The organism is Pantoea sp. GM_Pan_4 (assembly GCF_026541005.1).
GTDB lineage: Bacteria > Pseudomonadota > Gammaproteobacteria > Enterobacterales > Enterobacteriaceae > Pantoea > Pantoea dispersa.
Genome location: NZ_JALNUZ010000003.1, coordinates 108,557 through 127,526, shown reverse-complemented (window position 1 = coordinate 127,526; position 18,970 = coordinate 108,557). Strand labels below are relative to the sequence as shown.

20 protein-coding genes are annotated in these 18,970 nt (G+C 56.4%); 17 read left to right on the top strand and 3 right to left on the bottom strand.

What is annotated here, in order from left to right; translation table 11 throughout:
* The first annotated feature begins 132 nt into the window (after positions 1–132).
* From OXR61_RS09555 to OXR61_RS09540, 4 genes are read left to right on the top strand one after another with little or no spacing between them, the layout of a single operon-like run.
* Positions 133–1,653, top strand: a complete 1,521-nt coding sequence (locus OXR61_RS09555) for a sugar ABC transporter ATP-binding protein (RefSeq protein WP_021508775.1) — start codon at positions 133–135, stop codon at positions 1,651–1,653.
* Complete coding sequence (locus OXR61_RS09550) at positions 1,646–2,635, top strand: ABC transporter permease (RefSeq protein ID WP_021508774.1); 990 nt, start codon at positions 1,646–1,648, stop codon at positions 2,633–2,635. The genes OXR61_RS09555 and OXR61_RS09550 overlap by 8 nt, the downstream gene beginning before the upstream one ends.
* A 1-nt stretch (position 2,636) precedes the next feature.
* Entirely contained in the window at positions 2,637–3,590 is a 954-nt protein-coding gene (locus OXR61_RS09545; protein ID WP_021508773.1) for an ABC transporter permease, read from the top strand.
* Positions 3,591–3,618: 28 nt separating this feature from the next.
* Complete coding sequence (locus OXR61_RS09540) at positions 3,619–5,259, top strand: FGGY-family carbohydrate kinase (protein ID WP_021508772.1); 1,641 nt, start codon at positions 3,619–3,621, stop codon at positions 5,257–5,259.
* A gap of 55 nt (positions 5,260–5,314) precedes the next feature.
* Here OXR61_RS09540 and OXR61_RS09535 read toward each other — a convergent pair whose 3' ends face one another.
* A complete protein-coding gene (locus OXR61_RS09535) occupies positions 5,315–5,722 on the bottom strand; it encodes a Rid family hydrolase (RefSeq protein WP_021508771.1) in 408 nt (135 codons plus the stop codon).
* A 251-nt stretch (positions 5,723–5,973) separates the two neighbouring features.
* Here OXR61_RS09535 and OXR61_RS09530 point away from each other — a divergent pair, with 251 nt between their 5' ends.
* The 10 genes from OXR61_RS09530 to OXR61_RS09485 all read left to right on the top strand — a co-directional run bounded on the left by OXR61_RS09530 (position 5,974) and on the right by OXR61_RS09485 (position 15,607).
* The gene (locus OXR61_RS09530; RefSeq protein WP_021508770.1) at positions 5,974–6,912 is read left to right on the top strand and encodes a GlxA family transcriptional regulator; all 939 of its coding nucleotides are present in this window, start codon (positions 5,974–5,976) and stop codon (positions 6,910–6,912) included.
* A gap of 151 nt (positions 6,913–7,063) precedes the next feature.
* Positions 7,064–7,879, top strand: a complete 816-nt coding sequence (locus tag OXR61_RS09525; protein WP_021508769.1) for an SDR family oxidoreductase — start codon at positions 7,064–7,066, stop codon at positions 7,877–7,879.
* 56 nt (positions 7,880–7,935) lie between these two features.
* Positions 7,936–8,697 carry an SDR family NAD(P)-dependent oxidoreductase gene (locus OXR61_RS09520; RefSeq protein ID WP_021508768.1) on the top strand — a complete coding sequence of 254 codons (762 nt, stop codon included), beginning with the start codon at positions 7,936–7,938 and terminating at the stop codon, positions 8,695–8,697.
* 45 nt (positions 8,698–8,742) lie between these two features.
* Positions 8,743–9,945: an MFS transporter gene (locus tag OXR61_RS09515; RefSeq protein ID WP_021508767.1), complete on the top strand. Its 1,203-nt coding sequence runs from the start codon at positions 8,743–8,745 to the stop codon at positions 9,943–9,945.
* Positions 9,946–10,234: 289 nt separating this feature from the next.
* Entirely contained in the window at positions 10,235–11,233 is a 999-nt protein-coding gene (locus OXR61_RS09510) for an ABC transporter substrate-binding protein (RefSeq protein WP_021508766.1), read from the top strand.
* On the top strand, positions 11,233–12,270 hold the full coding sequence (locus tag OXR61_RS09505; protein ID WP_021508765.1) for an iron chelate uptake ABC transporter family permease subunit: 1,038 nt from the start codon (positions 11,233–11,235) through the stop codon (positions 12,268–12,270). Before OXR61_RS09510 ends, OXR61_RS09505 begins: the two co-directional genes overlap by 1 nt.
* The gene (locus OXR61_RS09500; protein WP_021508764.1) at positions 12,270–13,031 is read left to right on the top strand and encodes an ABC transporter ATP-binding protein; all 762 of its coding nucleotides are present in this window, start codon (positions 12,270–12,272) and stop codon (positions 13,029–13,031) included. Before OXR61_RS09505 ends, OXR61_RS09500 begins: the two co-directional genes overlap by 1 nt.
* Before the next feature lie 11 nt (positions 13,032–13,042).
* The gene (locus OXR61_RS09495; RefSeq protein ID WP_021508763.1) at positions 13,043–14,293 is read left to right on the top strand and encodes an MFS transporter; all 1,251 of its coding nucleotides are present in this window, start codon (positions 13,043–13,045) and stop codon (positions 14,291–14,293) included.
* A 164-nt stretch (positions 14,294–14,457) separates the two neighbouring features.
* Positions 14,458–14,844, top strand: a complete 387-nt coding sequence (locus OXR61_RS09490; RefSeq protein ID WP_021508762.1) for a hypothetical protein — start codon at positions 14,458–14,460, stop codon at positions 14,842–14,844.
* A gap of 13 nt (positions 14,845–14,857) precedes the next feature.
* A complete protein-coding gene (locus OXR61_RS09485) occupies positions 14,858–15,607 on the top strand; it encodes a 2-phosphosulfolactate phosphatase (RefSeq protein ID WP_021508761.1) in 750 nt (249 codons plus the stop codon).
* Positions 15,608–15,670: 63 nt separating this feature from the next.
* Here OXR61_RS09485 and OXR61_RS09480 read toward each other — a convergent pair whose 3' ends face one another.
* Positions 15,671–16,105, bottom strand: a complete 435-nt coding sequence (locus OXR61_RS09480) for a GNAT family N-acetyltransferase (protein WP_031279940.1) — start codon at positions 16,103–16,105, stop codon at positions 15,671–15,673.
* Between the two features lie 315 nt (positions 16,106–16,420).
* On the opposite strand from OXR61_RS09480, the gene OXR61_RS09475 reads away from it, so the two are divergent.
* From OXR61_RS09475 to OXR61_RS09465, 3 genes are read left to right on the top strand one after another with little or no spacing between them, the layout of a single operon-like run.
* Positions 16,421–16,744 carry an antibiotic biosynthesis monooxygenase gene (locus OXR61_RS09475; protein WP_021508759.1) on the top strand — a complete coding sequence of 108 codons (324 nt, stop codon included), beginning with the start codon at positions 16,421–16,423 and terminating at the stop codon, positions 16,742–16,744.
* Positions 16,737–17,129, top strand: coding sequence for an amino acid-binding protein (locus tag OXR61_RS09470; RefSeq protein WP_021508758.1), 393 nt, complete (start codon positions 16,737–16,739; stop codon positions 17,127–17,129). The genes OXR61_RS09475 and OXR61_RS09470 overlap by 8 nt, the downstream gene beginning before the upstream one ends.
* The gene (locus tag OXR61_RS09465; protein WP_267411940.1) at positions 17,126–17,836 is read left to right on the top strand and encodes a helix-turn-helix transcriptional regulator; all 711 of its coding nucleotides are present in this window, start codon (positions 17,126–17,128) and stop codon (positions 17,834–17,836) included. The genes OXR61_RS09470 and OXR61_RS09465 overlap by 4 nt, the downstream gene beginning before the upstream one ends.
* 184 nt (positions 17,837–18,020) lie before the next feature.
* On the opposite strand, the gene OXR61_RS09460 is transcribed toward OXR61_RS09465, so the two are convergent.
* Positions 18,021–18,968 carry a sulfonate ABC transporter substrate-binding protein gene (locus tag OXR61_RS09460; protein WP_021508756.1) on the bottom strand — a complete coding sequence of 316 codons (948 nt, stop codon included), beginning with the start codon at positions 18,966–18,968 and terminating at the stop codon, positions 18,021–18,023.
* Between the last annotated feature and the right edge of the window lie 2 nt (positions 18,969–18,970).

The following is an 18,970-nucleotide window of genomic DNA, read 5'->3' as shown; positions in this document are numbered from 1 at the left end:
AACATATACCCTGAATAATTCGCGTCAGGCGCGGCGAAACTCAGTGAAATTCGATGAGATATAAATGATTCGGATAAGCGAGCATCGCCAATACCCGACTGGAAATAGGATGGGCAGGCTTAAGGATCTATGATGAATACGCTCAGCACGTACCCCGCCAATGCTGAGGCCTTTATCAGCCTCGAAAAAATAAGTAAAAAGTTCCCCGGCGTATTAGCACTGGATAATGTCAGCCTGACACTGAATAAAGGTGAGGTGCATTGTCTGGCCGGACAGAATGGCTGTGGCAAAAGTACCATAATCAAAGTCATTTCCGGGGTTTATCAGCCAGAAAAAGGCGCGGCTATTACGCTGGATGGAAAACTCTTTCATACCCTGACGCCGCAGTTATCTTCCTATTACGGTATCCAGGTTATTTATCAGGATTTATCGTTATTTCCCAATCTGTCGGTGGCCGAAAATATTGTCATTCACCGTTATTTACCGGGCGGTGATTTCTGGGTTCATCGTGAGTCAATGCGCAAAAAAGCGCTGGCGGCAATGCAACGGGTTGGTGTTGCTCTGGATCCGGATCGTAAAGTTGAAAAGCTGTCGATCGCCGATCGTCAGTTAGTGGCAATATGCCGTGCCATCGCCGCTGACGCCAGTCTGGTGATTATGGATGAACCGACCGCGTCACTGACCCGCACCGAGGTGAATGGTCTGCTGCGGGTAGTGAATGAACTTAAAGCCGCCGGTATCTGCGTGGTGTTCGTCAGTCACCGTCTCGATGAAGTGATGGAAGTCGCCGATCGCATCAGCGTGATGCGCGACGGCAAACTGGTCGGCACCTATCCGGCCAGTGAACTCGACAGTCATGAACTGGCGTTCCTGATGACCGGGCAGCGCTTTACCTACAGCCACCTGCCACACCGGGCGCCGGCCGATGTGACGCCGCTGCTGGAAGTCAGCCAGCTGAGCCGTAAAGGGCAGTACCACGATATTTCGCTATCGCTGCGCCAGGGAGAGATCACGTCGATTATTGGCCTGCTCGGTTCGGGCCGCACGGAACTCTGTCTGAGCCTGTTTGGCATGAGCCAGCCGGACAGCGGAGAGATTCGCATCAACGGCAAAGTGGTGAAATTCCACTCTAACCGCGACGCCATCCGTCACGGCATCGCCTATGTGTCGGAAGACCGGCTGACGCAGGGGCTCATCATGGATCAATCGATTTATGACAACACGCTGGTATCGATTTTCGACAAGCTGCATACCGGCGCTGGATTGATGGATCACCGCAAAGCGGCGTCGGTGGTCAAAGACCTGATCCGTGACCTGAACATCAAAGTGCCGGACAGCCGTTTACCGGTGAAGACTCTTTCCGGCGGGAATGCGCAGCGTATCGCCATCGCTAAATGGGTGGCGACGCGGCCCCATATCCTGATCCTCGATTCGCCAACGGTGGGCGTGGATATCGCTAACAAAGAGGGGATTTACCGCATTGCACGCGATCTGGCGGAATCCGGCATGGCGGTGCTGATGATTTGCGATGAAATCCCGGAAGCGTATTACAACAGCCATCGCGTGCTGGTGATGCGCAAAGGCGAACTGGTAGCGGAGTTCGCGCCGCACCAGAGCAGCGAAGCGCAGATTGCGGAGGTAATTAATGGGTAACAAATCGCTATCGAAACTGTTTACCCAGCACGAATTCTGGCTGGGATTACTGGTGCTGCTGCTGGTGGTGGGTCTGAGCGCCAGCAGCAGTGAATTTATGACGCTGGGTAACCTGACTGACGTCGCCACCAGCTATGCCATTCTGGGCATTCTGGCCTGTGGTCTGTTTGTGGTGCTGATTGCCGGCGGCATCGACATCTCCTTTCCCGCTGTCACCTCCATCGGGCAGTACGTGATGGCGAGCTACATCATTCATCACGGTGGCAGCTTTCCGCTGGCGTTTGCCATGTCGATGGGGATCGGGTTGCTGCTCGGCCTGGTCAACGGTTTTCTGGTGTACTGGCTGCGCGTGCCGGCCATCATTATCACTATCGCGACGCTGAACCTGTTTTACGGTTTGCTGGTGTATCTGACTAACGGTACCTGGTTGTACGGTTTCCCCGACTGGTTTATGAACGGGATCAGCTGGTTCTCCTTCACCGCCGCCGACGGTTACGACTATGGCCTGACCCTGCCGCTGCTTTGCCTGCTGGGGGTGATCATCGTTACCGGCGTCCTGATGAATCGCACCCGCGTGGGCCGCCAGATTTACGCCATGGGCAGCAACCGTGACGCCGCATCGCGTCTTGGTCTGAACATCCTGCGACTGCATTTTTACGTTTACGGTTTTATGGGATTGCTGGCGGGTATTGCTGCCGTGGTACAGGCGCAAATTACCCAGTCGGTGGCACCTAATTCCCTGCTCGGTTATGAACTGACGGTGCTGGCGGCGGTGGTACTAGGCGGCACCAGCATGACCGGCGGGCGCGGCTCGCTAACCGGCACCATTCTGGGCGTGATGCTGCTGGCCTTCCTGCAAAATGGCATGACCCTGCTGAGCATTTCATCTTACTGGCATCAGGTGTTCAGCGGCGCGATCATTCTGGTCAGCATTAGCAGCACCGCGTGGAACGAAAAACGCAAACTGGCGAAGGGGATGTGACATGACAACCTTAAACCGCTTCTTACCCGGCGACCGCATCATCCGTTTGCAGTTGCTGATCATCGTGGCCGTTGCCGTGCTGTTCTCCTTTACGCTGGGTGGCAGCTTTTACAGCGTCGGCAATTTCCAGTCGATCTCCTCGCAGTTACCGATTCTGGGCATGCTGGCGCTGGGGATGGGCATTACCATGCTGACCGGCGGGATCAACCTTTCGATCATTGCCGGTGCCAACGCGTGTTCGCTGGTGATGGCGGCGATTCTGGTGGCGCATCCGAACCAGCCGGAATATGTCGCACTGGCGCTGCTTGCGGGTCTGGGTGTGGCGCTGGTGATTGGGGTGCTCAATGGCGCGCTGATCGCCTTTATCGGGGTTTCACCGATTCTGGCAACCCTCGGCACCATGACGCTGATCGCCGGACTGAATATTCTGCTGACCAACGGCGCGGTCATTTCCGGTTTCCCGCCGGTGATTCAATACCTCAGCAACGGCAGCCTGCTGGGTATTCCGGTCGCCCTGGTGTTATTCCTGCTGGTGGCGCTGCTGCTGTGGGTGTTTCTGGAACACACTACGCTCGGCCGCAGCCTGTATCTGATGGGTTCCAGCGAGCAGGCGACGCGGTTCAGTGGGGTCAACACGCATAAAGTCACCATCGCGGTGTACGTGCTTTCAGCTCTGCTGGGGTGGGGCGCGGCACTGCTGATGATGTCCAAATTTAACTCGGCACAGGCTGGCTACGGCGACTCCTATTTGCTGGTGACCATTCTGGCCTCGGTGCTTGGCGGCATTAACCCTGACGGCGGTTTTGGCCGGATTATCGGGCTGGTGCTGGCGCTCATCGTGCTGCAAATGCTGGAAAGCGGCCTGAATCTGATGGGCGTCAGTAGTTACCTGACCATGGCGCTGTGGGGTTGTGTCCTGATCCTGTTTATCGCTCTGCAAAACAGAAAATCATAAGCGAAAGCTTTTCAAGAAAGGAAAGAACATGGCGAGTTATTTTATTGGCGTCGACGTAGGAACCGGCAGCGCCCGCGCGGGCGTCTTCGATATGACTGGCCGTATGCTCGGCCAGGCCAGCCGGGAGATCACGCTCTACCGCCCGAAAGCTGATTTTGTTGAGCAATCCTCTGATGAGATCTGGCAGTCCGTGTGTAACGCGATTAAAGACGTGGTCAGTCAGGCGGATATCAACCCGATTCAGGTGAAAGGCATCGGTTTTGACGCCACCTGTTCGCTGGTGGTGCTGGATAAAGAAGGCAAACCGCTGACCGTGAGTCCGACCGGGCGCAGCGAGCAGAACATTATTGTCTGGATGGATCACCGCGCTATCACGCAGGCAGAACGCATCAATGCCACTGGCCATCGCGTACTGGAGTTTGTCGGCGGGATTATCTCGCCGGAAATGCAGACCCCCAAACTGCTGTGGCTGAAACAGCACATGCCGACCACCTGGAGTAACGTCGGGCATCTTTTCGACCTGCCGGATTTCCTCACCTGGCGTGCCACCCAGGATACTACGCGATCGCTGTGCTCAACCGTCTGCAAATGGACCTATATCGGCCATGAAGACCGCTGGGATCCGAGCTATTTCCGCCAGATTGGCCTGGAGGATTTACTGGAAAACAACGCGGCAAAGATCGGCAGCGAAGTGAAAACCATGGGTGAGCCGCTGGGGCATGGCCTGACGCAGCGCGCCGCTGCAGAGATGGGGTTAATGGCGGGCACGGCGGTCAGCGTTTCGATTATTGATGCGCACGCCGGCAGCCTCGGTATTCTTGGTGCCAGCGGCGCATCTGGCGAATCAGCGGATTTTGACAACCGCATTGCGCTGATTGGCGGCACGTCCACGGCCCATATGGCGATGTCGCGCAGCGCGCGCTATATCGGCGGCATCTGGGGGCCGTACTATTCGGCGATTTTGCCGGATTACTGGCTGAACGAAGGCGGACAATCCACCACCGGCGCGCTGATTGACCATGTGATTCAGTCGCATCCGTGTTATCAGGATCTGCTTAAGCAGGGTAAAGACAGCGGCAAAACCATCTATGAAGTGCTGAACGGCATTCTGCGCAAGATGGCGGGTGAACCCGAGAATATTGCCTTCCTGACCAAAGACATTCATATGTTGCCTTATTTCCATGGCAACCGCTCACCGCGTGCCAATCCGACCCTGACCGGCACGCTGACTGGCCTGAAACTGTCGCGCACGCCGGAAGACATGGCGCTGCATTATCTCGCCACTATTCAGGCGCTGGCGCTTGGCACTCGCCATATTATTGAAACCATGAACCAGAGCGGTTACTGCATTGATACCATTATGGCCAGCGGTGGCGGCACCAAAAATCCCATCTTTGTACAGGAGCACTCCAACGCGACGGGCTGCGCGATGCTATTGCCGGAAGAGAGTGAAGCCATGTTGCTCGGCAGCGCGATGATGGGTACTGTGGCGGCGGGCGCATACGACTCTTTGCCCGAAGCGATGGCCGCCATGAGCCGCATCGGTAAGACCATCACGCCGCAGACCAACAAAATCAAAGAGTATTACGACCGTAAATACCGCGTATTCCATGAGATGTACCATGACAGCATGAAATACCGGCAGCTGATGCAGGGAAAAGCCGAATAAATGCGGAAGAAGCAGGGCTGTAATCACAGCCCTGTGACGTAAGCGGCGGTTGCGGTTATTTTTGTCCATCTGCCTGAAGCACCCTTTTCGCCACAATCCGCATTTCTACCAGGGCGTTTTCCGGAATGAACTCTGACACGCCGATGGCAGACCATGCCGGGTAGGGGGCTTTGATATACACATCTTTGACCTTAGAAAATACCCCGATGTGTTTTTTAAGATCGATATGAAAGGTGGTCATCTCCAGTATATGTTCATAGTCCAGTCCGGCAGCGTTTAAATACACACCCAGCTTATAAAACGCATCATGGAATTGCTCTTCAGGGTGGGTACTTATCGGTTTGTCTTTCCGCGCTGCCGTCACCCCGGAAAGATACAGGGTGCCATCGGCTTCGATAACGGGAGAGAAGTGCCAGTCATGGTAATAGTGCTGAAATTCTTCAGGAACGATCGATTTTTTCATGGTTTTTTCTCTGGTTAATGACCTGGGCAATGGCCGCCTGTTTAAAACCGCATGTCTGGCGAACTGCCCGATCGGGTACTCTTAACATAAAACGGCGCAGAAGATCCCCAGCAGGTCGGTGTCATCGCCTTTTTTATTTTTTCACAGGTGATACCGCTGAGCGAAATCGGGTTATTGTCATGGCTCACCCTGCTTAACATCAGGCCGGACACAGTGTGGCAGACGGTGCCGGACGACTGAAGGAGACGACGATGCACCGGGTAGGTTTACTGATTTCCGATCATTTCCAGGTTCTGGGATTATCAACTCTAAGTATTTTTGAGTTTGCCAATCAGGTAAACGGCGAACCCTTTTACCACTGCACGGTTTATTCAGAGCGCGGTGGCACGGTGCAGTCCTCTTCCGGCTTCGGCGTAGACAGCCAGCCGATCCATGCAGAGATGGAAATGGATACCTGGCTGGTCGCAGGCGTAATGACGCCGCTGGAGATGCCGGCCACAGCGGGCATCGTTGATTTTCTGCAGGTGCACGCACCCCGGGCCCGCCGGGTGGCCGGGATCTGTACCGGCGCATTCGTGCTGGGGCAGGCCGGTCTGTTATCGGAGCGCCGTGCCACTACGCACTGGGTACATGCCCAGAGTCTGCAACTGCTGCACCCGACGACGCGGATAGAAGAAGACCGCATCTTTATTATTGACGATCACATCTGGACCTCGGCGGGACTCACCGCCGGGCTGGATATGGCGCTGGGAATGGTAGAGAAAGATCTCGGTGCCGAAGTGGCGCGCAGCGTGGCGCACCTGCTGGTCATGCATCACCGCCGCTCCGGCGGACAGACGCAGCACTCTGAGATGCTGATGCTCTCTCCGCGCAGCGACCGGCTGCAGTCGGCGCTGGAATATGCGCGCAACAATCTCAGCAAAGCGCTGACCATCGAAGACCTTGCGGATGCGGTTCACCTGAGCGCGCGGCAGCTCAGCCGCCTGTTCCGTTCTGAGACGGGCAAGTCGCCGGCCAAAGCCATTGAGGGATTACGACTGGAAAACGCCCGCTTGCTGATCGAGCAGAGCAGGCTGCCGATGGAGGTGATAGCCCGAGAATCCGGCTTCCGCGATCGCCGCCATATGCGGGAAGTGTTCATTCGCGGTTACGGCATCCCGCCGCAGTCGCTGCGTACCGGTAAAGCCTGACGCGCTCTGTCCCGCCTGAACGCCTTCTGATCACGATGGCCGGAATCCCGGTCATCATGTTGTCCGAAATCACGACCTTTCTCGTCAGCCGCGCCGGTGCGCGACTGCGTACTATGAATTCACCAACCCGATAACTGACAAGGTGAATATCATGACGCAGCAGACACACACCAACCGCGGCACTGCCGTTGTCACCGGCGCCTCTACCGGTATGGGCGCACTGTACGCCGGCCGACTGGCACGCATGGGCTATGACCTGATCATCGTGGCCCGCAATCACAACCGCCTGAACCAGCTGGCTGAACACATCACCACCGACAGCGGCCGCAGCGTGGAAGTCATCACCGCGGACCTGGCCGATGCCGCACAGCTGAACGCGCTGGAAGAGAAGCTGCGTCAGGACGCGAGCATTACGCTGCTGGTGAATAACGCCGGCATCGGCACCCATACCCCATTGCTGTACAGCGACGTGGCGCAGATGAACGCCATGATTAACCTCAACGTCATCGCGCTGACCCGCCTGACCTATGCGCTGGTGCCGGGCATGGTGGCGCGCGGACGCGGCGCCATCATCAACATCGCCTCGATCGTCAGCATTGCGCCTGAGCTGCTGAACGGTGTCTACGGCGGCAGCAAGGCTTACGTGCTGGCGTTCAGTCAGTCGCTGCACCATGAACTGGCCGGTAAGGGGATTCAGGTGCAGGCCGTACTGCCTGGCGCTACCGCGACGCCGTTCTGGGATAACGGCGGTCTGCCGGTTGACCAGCTTGACCCGAACATCGTCATGAGCGCGCAGGAGATGGTTGATGCGGCGCTCACCGGCTTCGCCCGCGGCGAGCTCGTTACCATTCCGTCCCTGCAGGACGAAGCGCTCTGGACCCGCTATGAGCAGGCGCGTCAGGCCATGATGCCGCACCTCGGCAGCGACGCGCCGGCTGAACGCTATCGGCCCGTCTCTGTGCACTGAACGCCCCCTTATTCAGAATCGCAATCTCAATAACTGTCCCATTAAGGAATCAGATCATGAAACTGACCGATAACACCATCTTCATCACGGGCGGCACTTCTGGCATCGGCCGCGCAATGGCAGAAAAATTTCATCAGCTGGGCAACCAGGTGATTATCTCCGGACGCCGCGAGGCGCTGCTGCAGGAAGTCACCGCCGCCAGTCCGGGCATGGACTATGTGGTGCTGGACGTCACGCGCGCCGACAGCATTCAGGCCGCCGCACAGAGCGTGCTGGAGCGCTATCCGGCCCTGAACGTGGTCATCAATAATGCTGGCATCATGCCGTTTGACAACGCGGCGGGCGAACTGGATGACGCGCAGGCGGTGACGCTGCTCAACACCAACATTCTGGGCCCGGTGCGCGTCAGTGCAGCTTTCATCGAACACCTGAAGCAGCAGCCGGACGCGGTGCTGATTAACAACAGCTCGGTGCTGGCCTTCCTGCCGCTGGCGACCAACGCGCTTTACTCGGCCACCAAGGCCGCAATTCACTCCTATACCCTGTCGCAGCGCTTCCTGCTGCGTGATACCGGCGTGCAGGTCATTGAAATTTCACCGCCGTGGGTGGATACCGATCTGATTTACAAAAGCGGCGACCCGCGCGCCATGCCACTGGACGCCTTCATCAGCGAGACGTTTGAAAAGCTGGGTACCGACACCATCGAAGCGATTGTCGACCGCGTGCTGCCGGTGCGCGATAACCCGGGCGCGAACGAGCATACGCTGGTGAATCAGTTCAACCAGTCTGTAGCGGATAACCCGATTCCTGTTCAGTAAACATTTCAGGGGCAGCGCCCCTGAAGTTTATGCCGGAGAGAAATAATGAACGCTGTCATCACCTCTTCCCAGCGCCGCGCGCTGCGTGCGCTGAGCATTGCCTACTTCGTACAGGCTACCGGCGCGCTGTCTGTCGCTGGCAGTCTGCCGGCCATCTCTGCAGCCTGGCAGCTGACTGATGCGCAGAGCGCGCGCTTACTGAGTGTTTTCGGACTCACCTTCGCGCTGGCGGCTCCGCTGGTGCAGGTGCTGTTTGGTCACCTGCACCGTCGCCGGCTGGTGCTCACCGGCATTGCACTGTTTAGCCTGGGCGCCTTCGCGTTTGTGCTGTCGCCGGGCTACAACGCACTGCTCGCCTCACGCATCCTGATGGGGGCAGGCGCCGGGTTCATCGGTCCGGTGCTGGTTGCGCTGGGCTCCGAACTGGTCCATGAACAGCAGCGCGGCCGGGCCATCGGCATGGTACTGCTCGGAGTATCGATGGCAAGCCTTGCCGGTATTCCGCTCGCCGCCTGGGTAGCCAGCCTGTGGGGCGCGAAAGCCCTGTTTGTGCTGGTCGGATTGCTAAGTCTGCTGAGCGGGCTGAACATTTTGCTGACGGTGCCGGATGACAGTGCCGGGACGCGCATCCGCCTGCGTGAGATGGCCGGCGTGCTGGCCGATGGTAAATACCTGACGGCCTTCCTGGTGGTGTTTTTTATTACTTCCGGCGTTTACAGCTTTTACGCTTTTATCGCGCCGCTCATTCGCGACACCTACACTGGCGGCACGCATGCGGTCTCCGCAGCGCTGGCCGTGCTGGGCGTTGCCGGCGTGCTGGGCAATCTCTGGGTCACCCGCGTGGCGACACGCTTTACCGCTGAGAAGCTGCTGCTGAGCGGCATGACGTTGCTCATCGTCGATACGGCCTTGATCGCCGTGCTGCCGAAAGCGCTGGGCGTGCTGCTGGCGGCACTGGTGGTCTGGGCGTTTGCCACCGATCTGCTCTGGCCCAGCCAGCAGCGCCGGATCGTCGAGCTGGCATCAGTCCGCCATCGCGGCATTGCGCTGGCGCTGACCAGTGCCTTCATGTTTGGTGGTATCGGCTTTGGCTCGGCGGTCGCATCATGGATATATCCGTTAGCCGGATTTTACGGGCTGATCGGCATGTCGGTGGCCTTTATTCTACTGGCGATGCTCAGTCTGCAGCTGTCAGAAAAGCGCAGGCAACCGGTAAACATCGCTGAGTGCGGTCAGCGTCAGGCCTGAATCGGTGGACGCCTCTAACCCGGTGCCGCGAAGCGAATGCTGGCCTGGCATGCTCTGCGTATTAAATACGTGACGCCAGCAGGGAAGGGGACCGGCTGGCTGCGGGCAGGCTTTTACAGAACGTCCGGTATGCGATCCTGGCAGGGCCATAACGATGATAACTCAGGGAAACAATCTCCCGTTGACACCTTAAAGTGCCCATTGTATAAAAGCCCGCTTCGTTAATGAGTTTCATTTGCATTAAAGCGGCGCGGGCTTCTCAAAACAATATCAATGGGGATAGGGGTTAATGAAAAAGGTCATCTGCACGTTATGTTTGGTGTTTGCATCGGTTAGTTCTGCGCTAGCGACCACCTATCCTCTCACGATTGAAAACTGCGGCTATAAAGAGACCTTCACCAAACCGCCTGAGCGCGTGGTGGCGCTGGGGCAAAATACCGCAGAAATTTTGCTGCTGCTCGGCCTGCAGGATAAGGTCATCGCCAGTGCGTTCTGGCCAACCAAAGTGTTGCCACAGCTGGCCGAACAGAATGCAAAAATCAAAACGCTGACGGTTGAAATCCCCACCCTTGAATCCGTGCTGGCGCAAAACCCGGACTTCGTTCCTGCCCAGACGCCGCTGCTGCTGGGACCCGAGAGCAAGGTGGCAAAACGCGAAGATTTAATCACCCTTGGCGTAAACAGTTATGTGTCGCCAGGAATGTGCGCCACCAAAAAAGCCGCAGGGGATATGTATGGCAGTCGCCAGCAGTTGTGGGATATGACGTACCTGTATCAGGAGATTCAGGACTTCGCCAAAATTTTCAACGTGGAAGATCGTGGCCAGGCGGTGATTGCCGATTTCAAAAAGCGTGAAGCGGCACTGCGTCAGGAGTTTGGTAGCAGCAAAAAAGATCTCTCGTTTGTGTTCTGGTTCTCAAGCTCGTCACCGTCTGCGGATGCCTATGTGGGCGGTAAAAACAGTCCATCCGGATTCATCGCCAGCGTGCTGGGCGGGCACAACGCCATCACTTCAGAGACCGAATGGCCGACGGTCAGCTGGGAGAGCATCATTGCTGCCAATCCGGATGTGATCGTGGTCTCCAGTCTCGATCGCAATCGCTGGGCGCTGGATAAAGCCGAAGAGAAAATCAAATTCCTGAAAAGCGATCCTGCCGTCAGCCAGCTGGATGCGGTGAAAAAAGGCCACATTGTGGTGATGGACGGCCAGGCCATGAACCCGACCATCCGCACTATCTACGGGGCCGAACAGGTGGGTGAGCAGCTGAGAAAACTGGAACTGAACTGATGACCATCGCTGTTGTTCAGGCGCGACAGGGGCTGTTCCTGACCGCCTCGCTGGTGGCTGCCGTCGCGTTATTATTGCTGGTGATTGCGACCGGTGTCAGCGTCGGAGAGCTGTCGATCCCGCTGAAAAGCGTCTTTTATGCCATCAGCAATAAAATGGGGCTCACGCACGTTCCCCTGAGCCGCATCTACGAGAGTGTGATTTGGGACTTTCGCCTCAGCCGGGCGCTGGTGGCGGCGTGCTGTGGCGCCGGGTTAGCGATTTGCGGTGCCGTTTTGCAAAGCCTGCTGAAGAATGCGCTGGCTGAGCCTTATGTGCTCGGTGTCTCTGCCGGTGCCTCCACCGGGGCGGTTTCTGTCGTGGTGTTGGGCATCGGCAGCGGGGCCGTCTCGCTGTCGGCGGGAGCCTTCGCCGGCGCCTTCACCGCCTTTGCCTTTGTCGCTTTTCTGACGAAAGGGGCACGCGGCGGTAATGAACGCACCATCCTGGCTGGCGTTGCGGCTTCCCAGCTGTTTAATGCCATCACCGCTTATACCATCAGCACCTCTGCCAGTGCGCAGCAGGCGCGCGATGTGATGTTCTGGTTGCTGGGCAGCTTCAGTGGCGTGCGCTGGCCGGAACTCCAGTTGGTGCTGGTGGTAGTGACCATCGGACTGGCCATTTGCCTCTACTATTCCCGGGCGCTGGATGCGTTCACTTTTGGTGACGATGCGGCTGCCTCGCTGGGTATTGCGGTGCCTCAGGTGCGCCTTGCGCTCTTTATCACCACAGCGCTTATCACCGCCACCATCGTCAGCATGGCCGGTTCGATTGGTTTTATTGGCCTGGTGGTGCCGCATGTCATGCGTTTCTTCTTTGGTCCGCTGCATCGCACGTTGCTGATTGCCAGCGCATTGGCCGGTGCCATTCTGATGGTGCTGGCAGATATCGCGTCGCGCCTGCTGATTGCCCCGCAAAGCCTGCCGGTAGGCGTGGTGACCGCGCTGGTTGGCGTGCCGTTCTTTGCGGTGATTATCTGGCGTTCGGGGAATAAATAATGAGTATCTCCGCTGACAACATTAGCTGGAAGGTCGGAAAAAAGGTCATCGTCGATAACGTGTCGCTGCACATTTCCCGTGGTGAAACGGTAGGGCTGATTGGTCCAAACGGCTGTGGTAAATCTTCCCTCCTGCGCATCCTTGCCGGCCTGCGGCGCCCGGATACCGGCTGTGTGACGCTGGACGGGCAAAATATCGTCCGCATCGCCCGCAAACAGCTTGGCCGCCGGGTGGCATTCGTCGAGCAGCACGGCATGACTGACGCCAATATGCGTGTGCGCGATGTGGTGAAACTGGGGCGCATTCCGCATCATTCGCCATTCTCCAACTGGAGCGCGCACGATGACGAGACCGTGACGGCCGCTCTGCAGCGCGTGGACATGCTGGAGAAAAGTGAGCAGGGATGGCTGAGTCTCTCCGGTGGCGAACGTCAGCGTGTGCACATTGCCCGCGCACTGGCGCAAACGCCGAGCGAAATTCTGCTGGACGAACCGACCAACCATCTGGATATCCATCACCAGATGCAATTAATGCAGCTGATCAGCGAGTTACCGGTTACCAGCATTGTCGCCATTCACGATCTCAACCACGCATCGATGTTCTGCGATTCGCTGATCGTGATGCAGAACGGTCAAATCATCGCAACCGGCACGCCGCAGGATATCCTGACCGAGGCGCTGCTTTGGGAGGTGTTCCGGGTGAAAACCAAAATTGAGATCTCCCGTTTCCATGGCAAGAAGCACATTCATTTCATTCTTTAGGGTCAGGTAGCATGCTTTCGTTCTCGCTGCGTCCTGTCTCTACCCTGCGCCCGGGTGTTTTGCTGGGCAGTCAGTTTGTTTTCAACATTGGCTTTTACGCGGTCGTTCCCTTTCTGGCGATATTCTTACGCGATGATATGTTGCTCTCCGGCGGCGTTATTGGGCTGATTCTGGGATTACGCACGTTCTCCCAGCAGGGGATGTTTCTTCTCGGTGGGGCGCTCTCTGACCGGTACGGCGCAAAGATCATTATCCTGTGTGGCTGTCTGGTCCGGATTGCGGGTTATCTGTTGCTGGCGCTGGGGCAATCGCTGTGGCCGATCATTCTGGGTGCATGTCTGACGGGCATCGGCGGTGCGCTGTTTTCTCCGTCAATTGAAGCGCTGCTGGCCAAAGCGGGAACGCAAAGCGAGGCGCAAGGAAAGCGCGGCCGCGCGGAGTGGTTTGCGCTGTTTGCGGTGTGCGGCGAACTCGGTGCCGTACTGGGCCCGGTGGCTGGCGCACTGCTGACCGGATTTGGTTTCCGCCAGGTGGCGCTGGCAGGGGCCGCGGTATTTGTCATCGCGCTGATGGTGCTGTACTTTTTTCTCCCTGCTACAGGTAACAGCAAACAGGCGCTAAAAATTGTCCCCTGGTGGATGACCTTCCGCCAGCCGCGTTTTGTCGCTTTCATCGTGGCTTACAGCTCGTGGCTTTTGAGCTACAACCAGCTGTATCTGGCGTTGCCAGTGGAGATTCGGCGAGCAGGCGGCAGCGAGAAAGATCTCGGCCCGCTCTTTATGCTGGCCTCGGTGTTGATCATCGCTTTTCAGCTGCCGCTGGCGCGCTTTGCACGACGCGTGGGGACGGTAAAAGTTTTACCGGTGGGTTTTTTGCTGCTCTCCGCCGCGTTTGCCAGCGTGGCCCTGTTCGCGTCAACCACGCCGTCTGACGGCTGGCTGCGGTTGATCCCTGCGGTGTGTCTGGTGACGTTTCTGACATTCGGCCAGATGCTGCTGGTGCCGTCGGCCAAGGATTTGATTCCCCGGTTTGCCGACCCCGCGACGCTGGGTGCACATTACGGCGCCCTGGCCACCGCCGGCGGCTTCGCGGTGCTGGCCGGAAATTTAATGTTTGGACCGCTGCTGGACAACGCGCTTGTTCCTTCAACGCAGGCTATTTATCCCTGGCTGCTGCTGGCGCTGTTTCCCCTGTGCAGCGCCGTTGCCATGACCGTGATTTGTCGCCCGCTGCGCAGTGCGCCGATCGGGAAACCTGAATAACCGTTGCTGCCATCCGGGTTATAACGGCGCGGAGCATAGCCAGACGCGCACAACGCGGGCAGGGCAGGTTGCGCAGGCTCTCATCGACAAATGACCAGCCCGATCATGTGTAAACTCTACCTGGTTAACAACACCCAGAAAAACGTTTTCAGGAGTCTAGCCAGATGTTTACGCACATGCGCATTGCCAGACCCGTCACCCAGCTTGAACGATCGATGCTGATGTTTAGTCAGGGACTGGATCTGCAAAAAATTGCCGAATTCCACGATCACGACGGTTTCAATGGCGTGATGCTGGGGCGAAAAGACCTCGACTGGCACCTCGAATTCACCTGCTGCCCGGGACATCCCGTTATACCCTCGCCAACCGAAGACGATCTCCTCGTCCTCTATTATCCGGATGAAAATGCATGGAAGCTGGCATGCGAAACCATGATTGACGCGGGTTTTAAACGGACGAACTCTTTCAATCCTTACTGGGATGTGAGTGGGCAAACCTTCGTCGATCCCGACGGGTACCGGGTGGTGATGCAAAACAGGGCGTGGGAATAACGGAGAAAGCCTCGTGCAATGGTTCAGTCAGGAAAAATTTGCGGTTCGTCTTGAGTGGGGCCTGCCTGCGGTAGAGCATCTTGCCGGGGAGGTCGACTGCGTTGTCATTGTTGACGTTATGTCGTTCTCAACTTGCGTCAGTATGGCTGTCAATAATGGTGCCTGTGTCTATCCGTACCCCTGGAAAGATGCTTCTGCTATTGAATATGGTTTGAAAATGGGAGCCAGCACAGCGAGTCCGGACAGACGATTCAGCGGTGAAGGTTATAGCCTATCGCCGGCTTCGCTAAGAAACATAAGCGAGGGTGAAAAACTGGTCCTCCCATCGCCTAACGGTTCAGCCGTTTCATTCAAAGCAAGGGATGCTGGAATAGCAGTGTTGAGCGGCTGTTTCAGAAACATATCTGCGACCGCGAATGCCTGCCGTTCCTTCGGCCGTGTGCTGGTAATTCCCTGCGGAGAACGCTGGCCCGATGGGAGCCTTCGCCCCAGTATTGAGGATTATGTGGCTGCTGGCGGAATTATCGCTGCAATGGGGCGTCAAAATTGCTCACCAGAAGCAGAGGCTGCGGTGGCTGTCTGGCAGCATTACCAGAAGCAAAACCTGGTGCTTCTACGGGAGTGTTCGTCTGCAATAGAGCTGATGCAACGTGGATTCGCCGCGGATGTCGATCTCTGCCTTGAAGTAGACAAGTCCAGCCTGGAATGTCGGCTTTGGGGTGATGCCTATATGTCAGCATTGACCGGGCAAAATAGTTTCTAACCTGACCAGACGGCGCGCTTTGTGCCAGGAGCCGACATCAATGAATATTGCTGTGGATTTCACTCAGCGATGTTTCTCTAATCTGATATCTGTGTCATTGATGTCAATTTTATTGCCCCAGCCGAGCTGTATGTAAAATTTTGCTGCACGACTTTGTTTGTCAGTTTCAAGCCAGGCAATCTCATGATGCCTGAATAATTCCTTTTCCGCGATTTCAACAAGCCTGCGGCCTATACCCCTGCCTTCGTACTCCGGGAGAACAAAGGCAGCAAAAAGGCAGCCTTCATCAGGTAAAATCATAGAAAAACCAATAATTTTTTCGTTATCAGTCGCAACCCATGCACAGCAACTCTTTTCAATCAAATCAGCTACTACGTTTTCGGTAATCCCGATTCGCTGCATTTCCTCACGACTTAAATGATTCTCGATAACTGAGATTCTGACATGAAACATGCCATCGATATCAGCTGCCTGGGCGGTTCTTATATTTATGTTCAGAGGTATAACTCCATTCCAGGATAAGCATAAATTTTAGTATTGATGCCATTTTTATAAAGCCATCAGGGTGTAAGTTTTAAACTGCTTGTCATGTCTGTTTTTCGCTTACACCAGACATCGAATTGTATCCGGGTCCGCTTTGTAGCAGAAGCGGTCATTGCCAGTGGATCCCCATTCCCGCCTTTTAACTCCTGAGCTTGCTATTTATCGCTTATTCATGCCGATGGCTTCGCTAACAAACACACTTCGGTACTGACCGAAGCAACATGGTTTCGTCTTCATTAAGCTGCCCGAAAATAAACGACGGAGCGGAACATGATTGCAGTACTTTTTGAGGCAGAAGCCCTGCCAGCAGCTCAGGAGCGATATCTTCAGCTCGCTTCTGAGCTGAAACCTCTGTTATCCGACACGCCTGGATTTATTTCCATTGAGCGCTTCCAGAGCCTGACCACGCCCGGCAAGATCCTCTCTTTGTCCTGGTGGGAAGATGAGGATGCTGTCGCCGGGTGGAAACGCAATGTGATGCATCAGGCCGCGCAGCAAGAAGGCAGGCAGTCGATTTTTTCATTCTACAGAATACGGGTAGCCAGCGTGTTCCGTGATTACTCTTCTGATAAGGGAACCAATCAGCATGCATGACATTCACGTTATTCTCAAAAATAGCCCGGGCTCACTGGGTTTTCTGGGAAGTGTATTGGGGAAAAACGGTGTGGGTCTCGAAGGGGGTGGCGTGTTTACAACGCCTGAAGGCGGGCATGTACACTTCCTCGTTGAAGACGGCTATAAAGCGCGCACGGTATTAACTGAAGCCGGTTTTGAAGTCGGCAACGTATGTCGTCCTCTTGTCAGAAAATTAGCGCAGGAACGTCCCGGCGAGCTGGGCGAAATAGCTGATACTCTTGCCCGGAACGGCATCAATATTCTGGTACAGTACAGCGACCACAGTAACCGGCTCATTCTTATCACGGATGATGATGTCAGGGCAGGTGAAGTAACCCGAAAATGGGCAATACCTTCTGAATGAACCTCCTTAATACAACGCGCGCAAGTGAGCCGGATAATGTGCCTGAAACATCGATGGCAATGGTGGCGTCTGCGCTGGCGGACCCGTCAAGGGTGACTATTCTTTGCGCGCTGATGGACGGGCGCGCATGGACAGCGACCGAACTTAGCGTAGTGGCTGGCATAGCAGCGTCGACAACCAGCGGGCATCTGAACCGACTCCTTAGCAGCGGTCTGGTCATTTGCCTGATGCAGGGGCGTCATCGCTATTACAGTCTGGCCGGTCATCATATCGCCGGATTGCTCGAAAACCTGATGGGGGTTTCCATGTGGACAACTAAGGCCCCCGTTTCAAGTACGCCGGTTCATCTGCGTTACGCACGCACCTGCTATGACCATCTGGCCGGCGAGCTTGCTGTCAATATTTATGACTTTATGCTCCGGGAAAATTGGCTGGAAGCAGAGGGATCGAGACTGACATCAGCCGGCAAAATCCATTTTGAGAACATGGGCGTTTTACTTAACTCCCGCACACGGCGCAAGCCCTGTTGCCCCTGTCTGGACTGGAGTGAAAGGCGTTTCCACCTCGGCGGTGACGCTGGCTCAGCCCTGTTTACGCTTTTCCTGCAAAAAGTATGGGTAAAGCGTATACAGGGATACCGTGAAGTCAACGTAACCGATTCAGGCCGGGTGGCAATGAATCAGCTGTTTAAGCTGAAAATCAGCTGAATAAACGTCAGATACCGGTCGATGTGATCAGGTGAGCCGGCATGCCTTCATTGTGAAAGGTTAAGCGGAGGGCGATACGTTTTCCCGCAGAACGCAGTAACTTACCGTCCGGCCGTGGAAAACGGGCTTACTCCGCTTCAGGTCAGGCGCCAGATCGCCCGACCTTTCAGATTTAATAATGAGGTTATTTTTTATCCAGCGACCAGGTCGCGCTGCGCACATCAACCTTCACCGGCAGCAGGCCGACGCGGGTGAAGGTGTCCGCCAGTGCCTGCTGTTCCGCAAACACCTGCGGTGACATGCGTGACGCGCCATAAGGCAGGCGTTGCAGCGTGGTCTGCCAGATAGATTTATCGAGGCCGGTGGATTTCGCCAGAATCGCGGCGGCTTCATCCTGATGCTGATTGGCCCAGTCGCTCAGCTTGCTCAACTCGTCAATCACCTGCTTAGCCGTTTGCGGGTGGTTTTCGGCAAACGGGCGGCTGGCAAGATAGAAAGTGTAGTGCGGCACCAGGCCTTCGGCGTTGCGCACTTCACGCGCGCCGGCGTTGGATTCGACCTCAGCCAGATAGGGATCCCAGATCACCCAGGCATCGATTGCGCCCTTCTGGAAGGCGGCGCGCGCATCGGCCGGCGGCAGGTACACCGGCGTGACATCTTTATAGTTCAGCCCGGCATCTTCCAGCGCTTTCACCAGCAGATAATTGACGTCTGAACCCTTGTTCAGGCCAACGCGTTTGCCTTTGAGATCGGCCACGCTTTTGATGGGTGAGTCTTTCGGTACTACGATAGCTTCGGTTTTGGGGTTAGCGGGTGAATGTCCGAGATAAATCAGATCGGCTTTTGCCGCCTGCGCGAAGGCGGGTGGCGCATCGCCGGTGGCGGCCAGATCGATACTGCCCACGTTCAGCCCTTCCAGCATTTGCGGGCCGGCGGGAAATTCCACCCAGCGCACCACGATACCCTCTTTTTTGAATGTCTCATCCAGCGTGCCGCGATATTTCAGCAGCGCAAAAATGTTGGCTTTCTGATAGCCGATGGTGACGGTTTCCGGATTGGCGGCAAAGGCGTGCGTGGCGAGCAGGCCGAAGCTGAGTGCCAGTGCGCTCAGGGCAAAACGTTGTGCTTTCATGG

Bases quoted from the DNA above. Each gene is read 5' to 3' on its own strand.
- OXR61_RS09555 (WP_021508775.1), top strand. From the start codon at position 133: ATGAATACGCTCAGCACGTACCCCGCCAATGCTGAGGCCTTTATCAGC.
- OXR61_RS09550 (WP_021508774.1), top strand. From the start codon at position 1,646: ATGGGTAACAAATCGCTATCGAAACTGTTTACCCAGCACGAATTCTGG.
- OXR61_RS09545 (WP_021508773.1), top strand. From the start codon at position 2,637: ATGACAACCTTAAACCGCTTCTTACCCGGCGACCGCATCATCCGTTTG.
- OXR61_RS09540 (WP_021508772.1), top strand. From the start codon at position 3,619: ATGGCGAGTTATTTTATTGGCGTCGACGTAGGAACCGGCAGCGCCCGC.
- OXR61_RS09535 (WP_021508771.1), bottom strand. From the start codon at position 5,722: ATGAAAAAATCGATCGTTCCTGAAGAATTTCAGCACTATTACCATGAC.
- OXR61_RS09530 (WP_021508770.1), top strand. From the start codon at position 5,974: ATGCACCGGGTAGGTTTACTGATTTCCGATCATTTCCAGGTTCTGGGA.
- OXR61_RS09525 (WP_021508769.1), top strand. From the start codon at position 7,064: ATGACGCAGCAGACACACACCAACCGCGGCACTGCCGTTGTCACCGGC.
- OXR61_RS09520 (WP_021508768.1), top strand. From the start codon at position 7,936: ATGAAACTGACCGATAACACCATCTTCATCACGGGCGGCACTTCTGGC.
- OXR61_RS09515 (WP_021508767.1), top strand. From the start codon at position 8,743: ATGAACGCTGTCATCACCTCTTCCCAGCGCCGCGCGCTGCGTGCGCTG.
- OXR61_RS09510 (WP_021508766.1), top strand. From the start codon at position 10,235: ATGAAAAAGGTCATCTGCACGTTATGTTTGGTGTTTGCATCGGTTAGT.
- OXR61_RS09505 (WP_021508765.1), top strand. From the start codon at position 11,233: ATGACCATCGCTGTTGTTCAGGCGCGACAGGGGCTGTTCCTGACCGCC.
- OXR61_RS09500 (WP_021508764.1), top strand. From the start codon at position 12,270: ATGAGTATCTCCGCTGACAACATTAGCTGGAAGGTCGGAAAAAAGGTC.
- OXR61_RS09495 (WP_021508763.1), top strand. From the start codon at position 13,043: ATGCTTTCGTTCTCGCTGCGTCCTGTCTCTACCCTGCGCCCGGGTGTT.
- OXR61_RS09490 (WP_021508762.1), top strand. From the start codon at position 14,458: ATGTTTACGCACATGCGCATTGCCAGACCCGTCACCCAGCTTGAACGA.
- OXR61_RS09475 (WP_021508759.1), top strand. From the start codon at position 16,421: ATGATTGCAGTACTTTTTGAGGCAGAAGCCCTGCCAGCAGCTCAGGAG.
- OXR61_RS09470 (WP_021508758.1), top strand. From the start codon at position 16,737: ATGCATGACATTCACGTTATTCTCAAAAATAGCCCGGGCTCACTGGGT.
- OXR61_RS09465 (WP_267411940.1), top strand. From the start codon at position 17,126: ATGAACCTCCTTAATACAACGCGCGCAAGTGAGCCGGATAATGTGCCT.
- OXR61_RS09460 (WP_021508756.1), bottom strand. From the start codon at position 18,968: ATGAAAGCACAACGTTTTGCCCTGAGCGCACTGGCACTCAGCTTCGGC.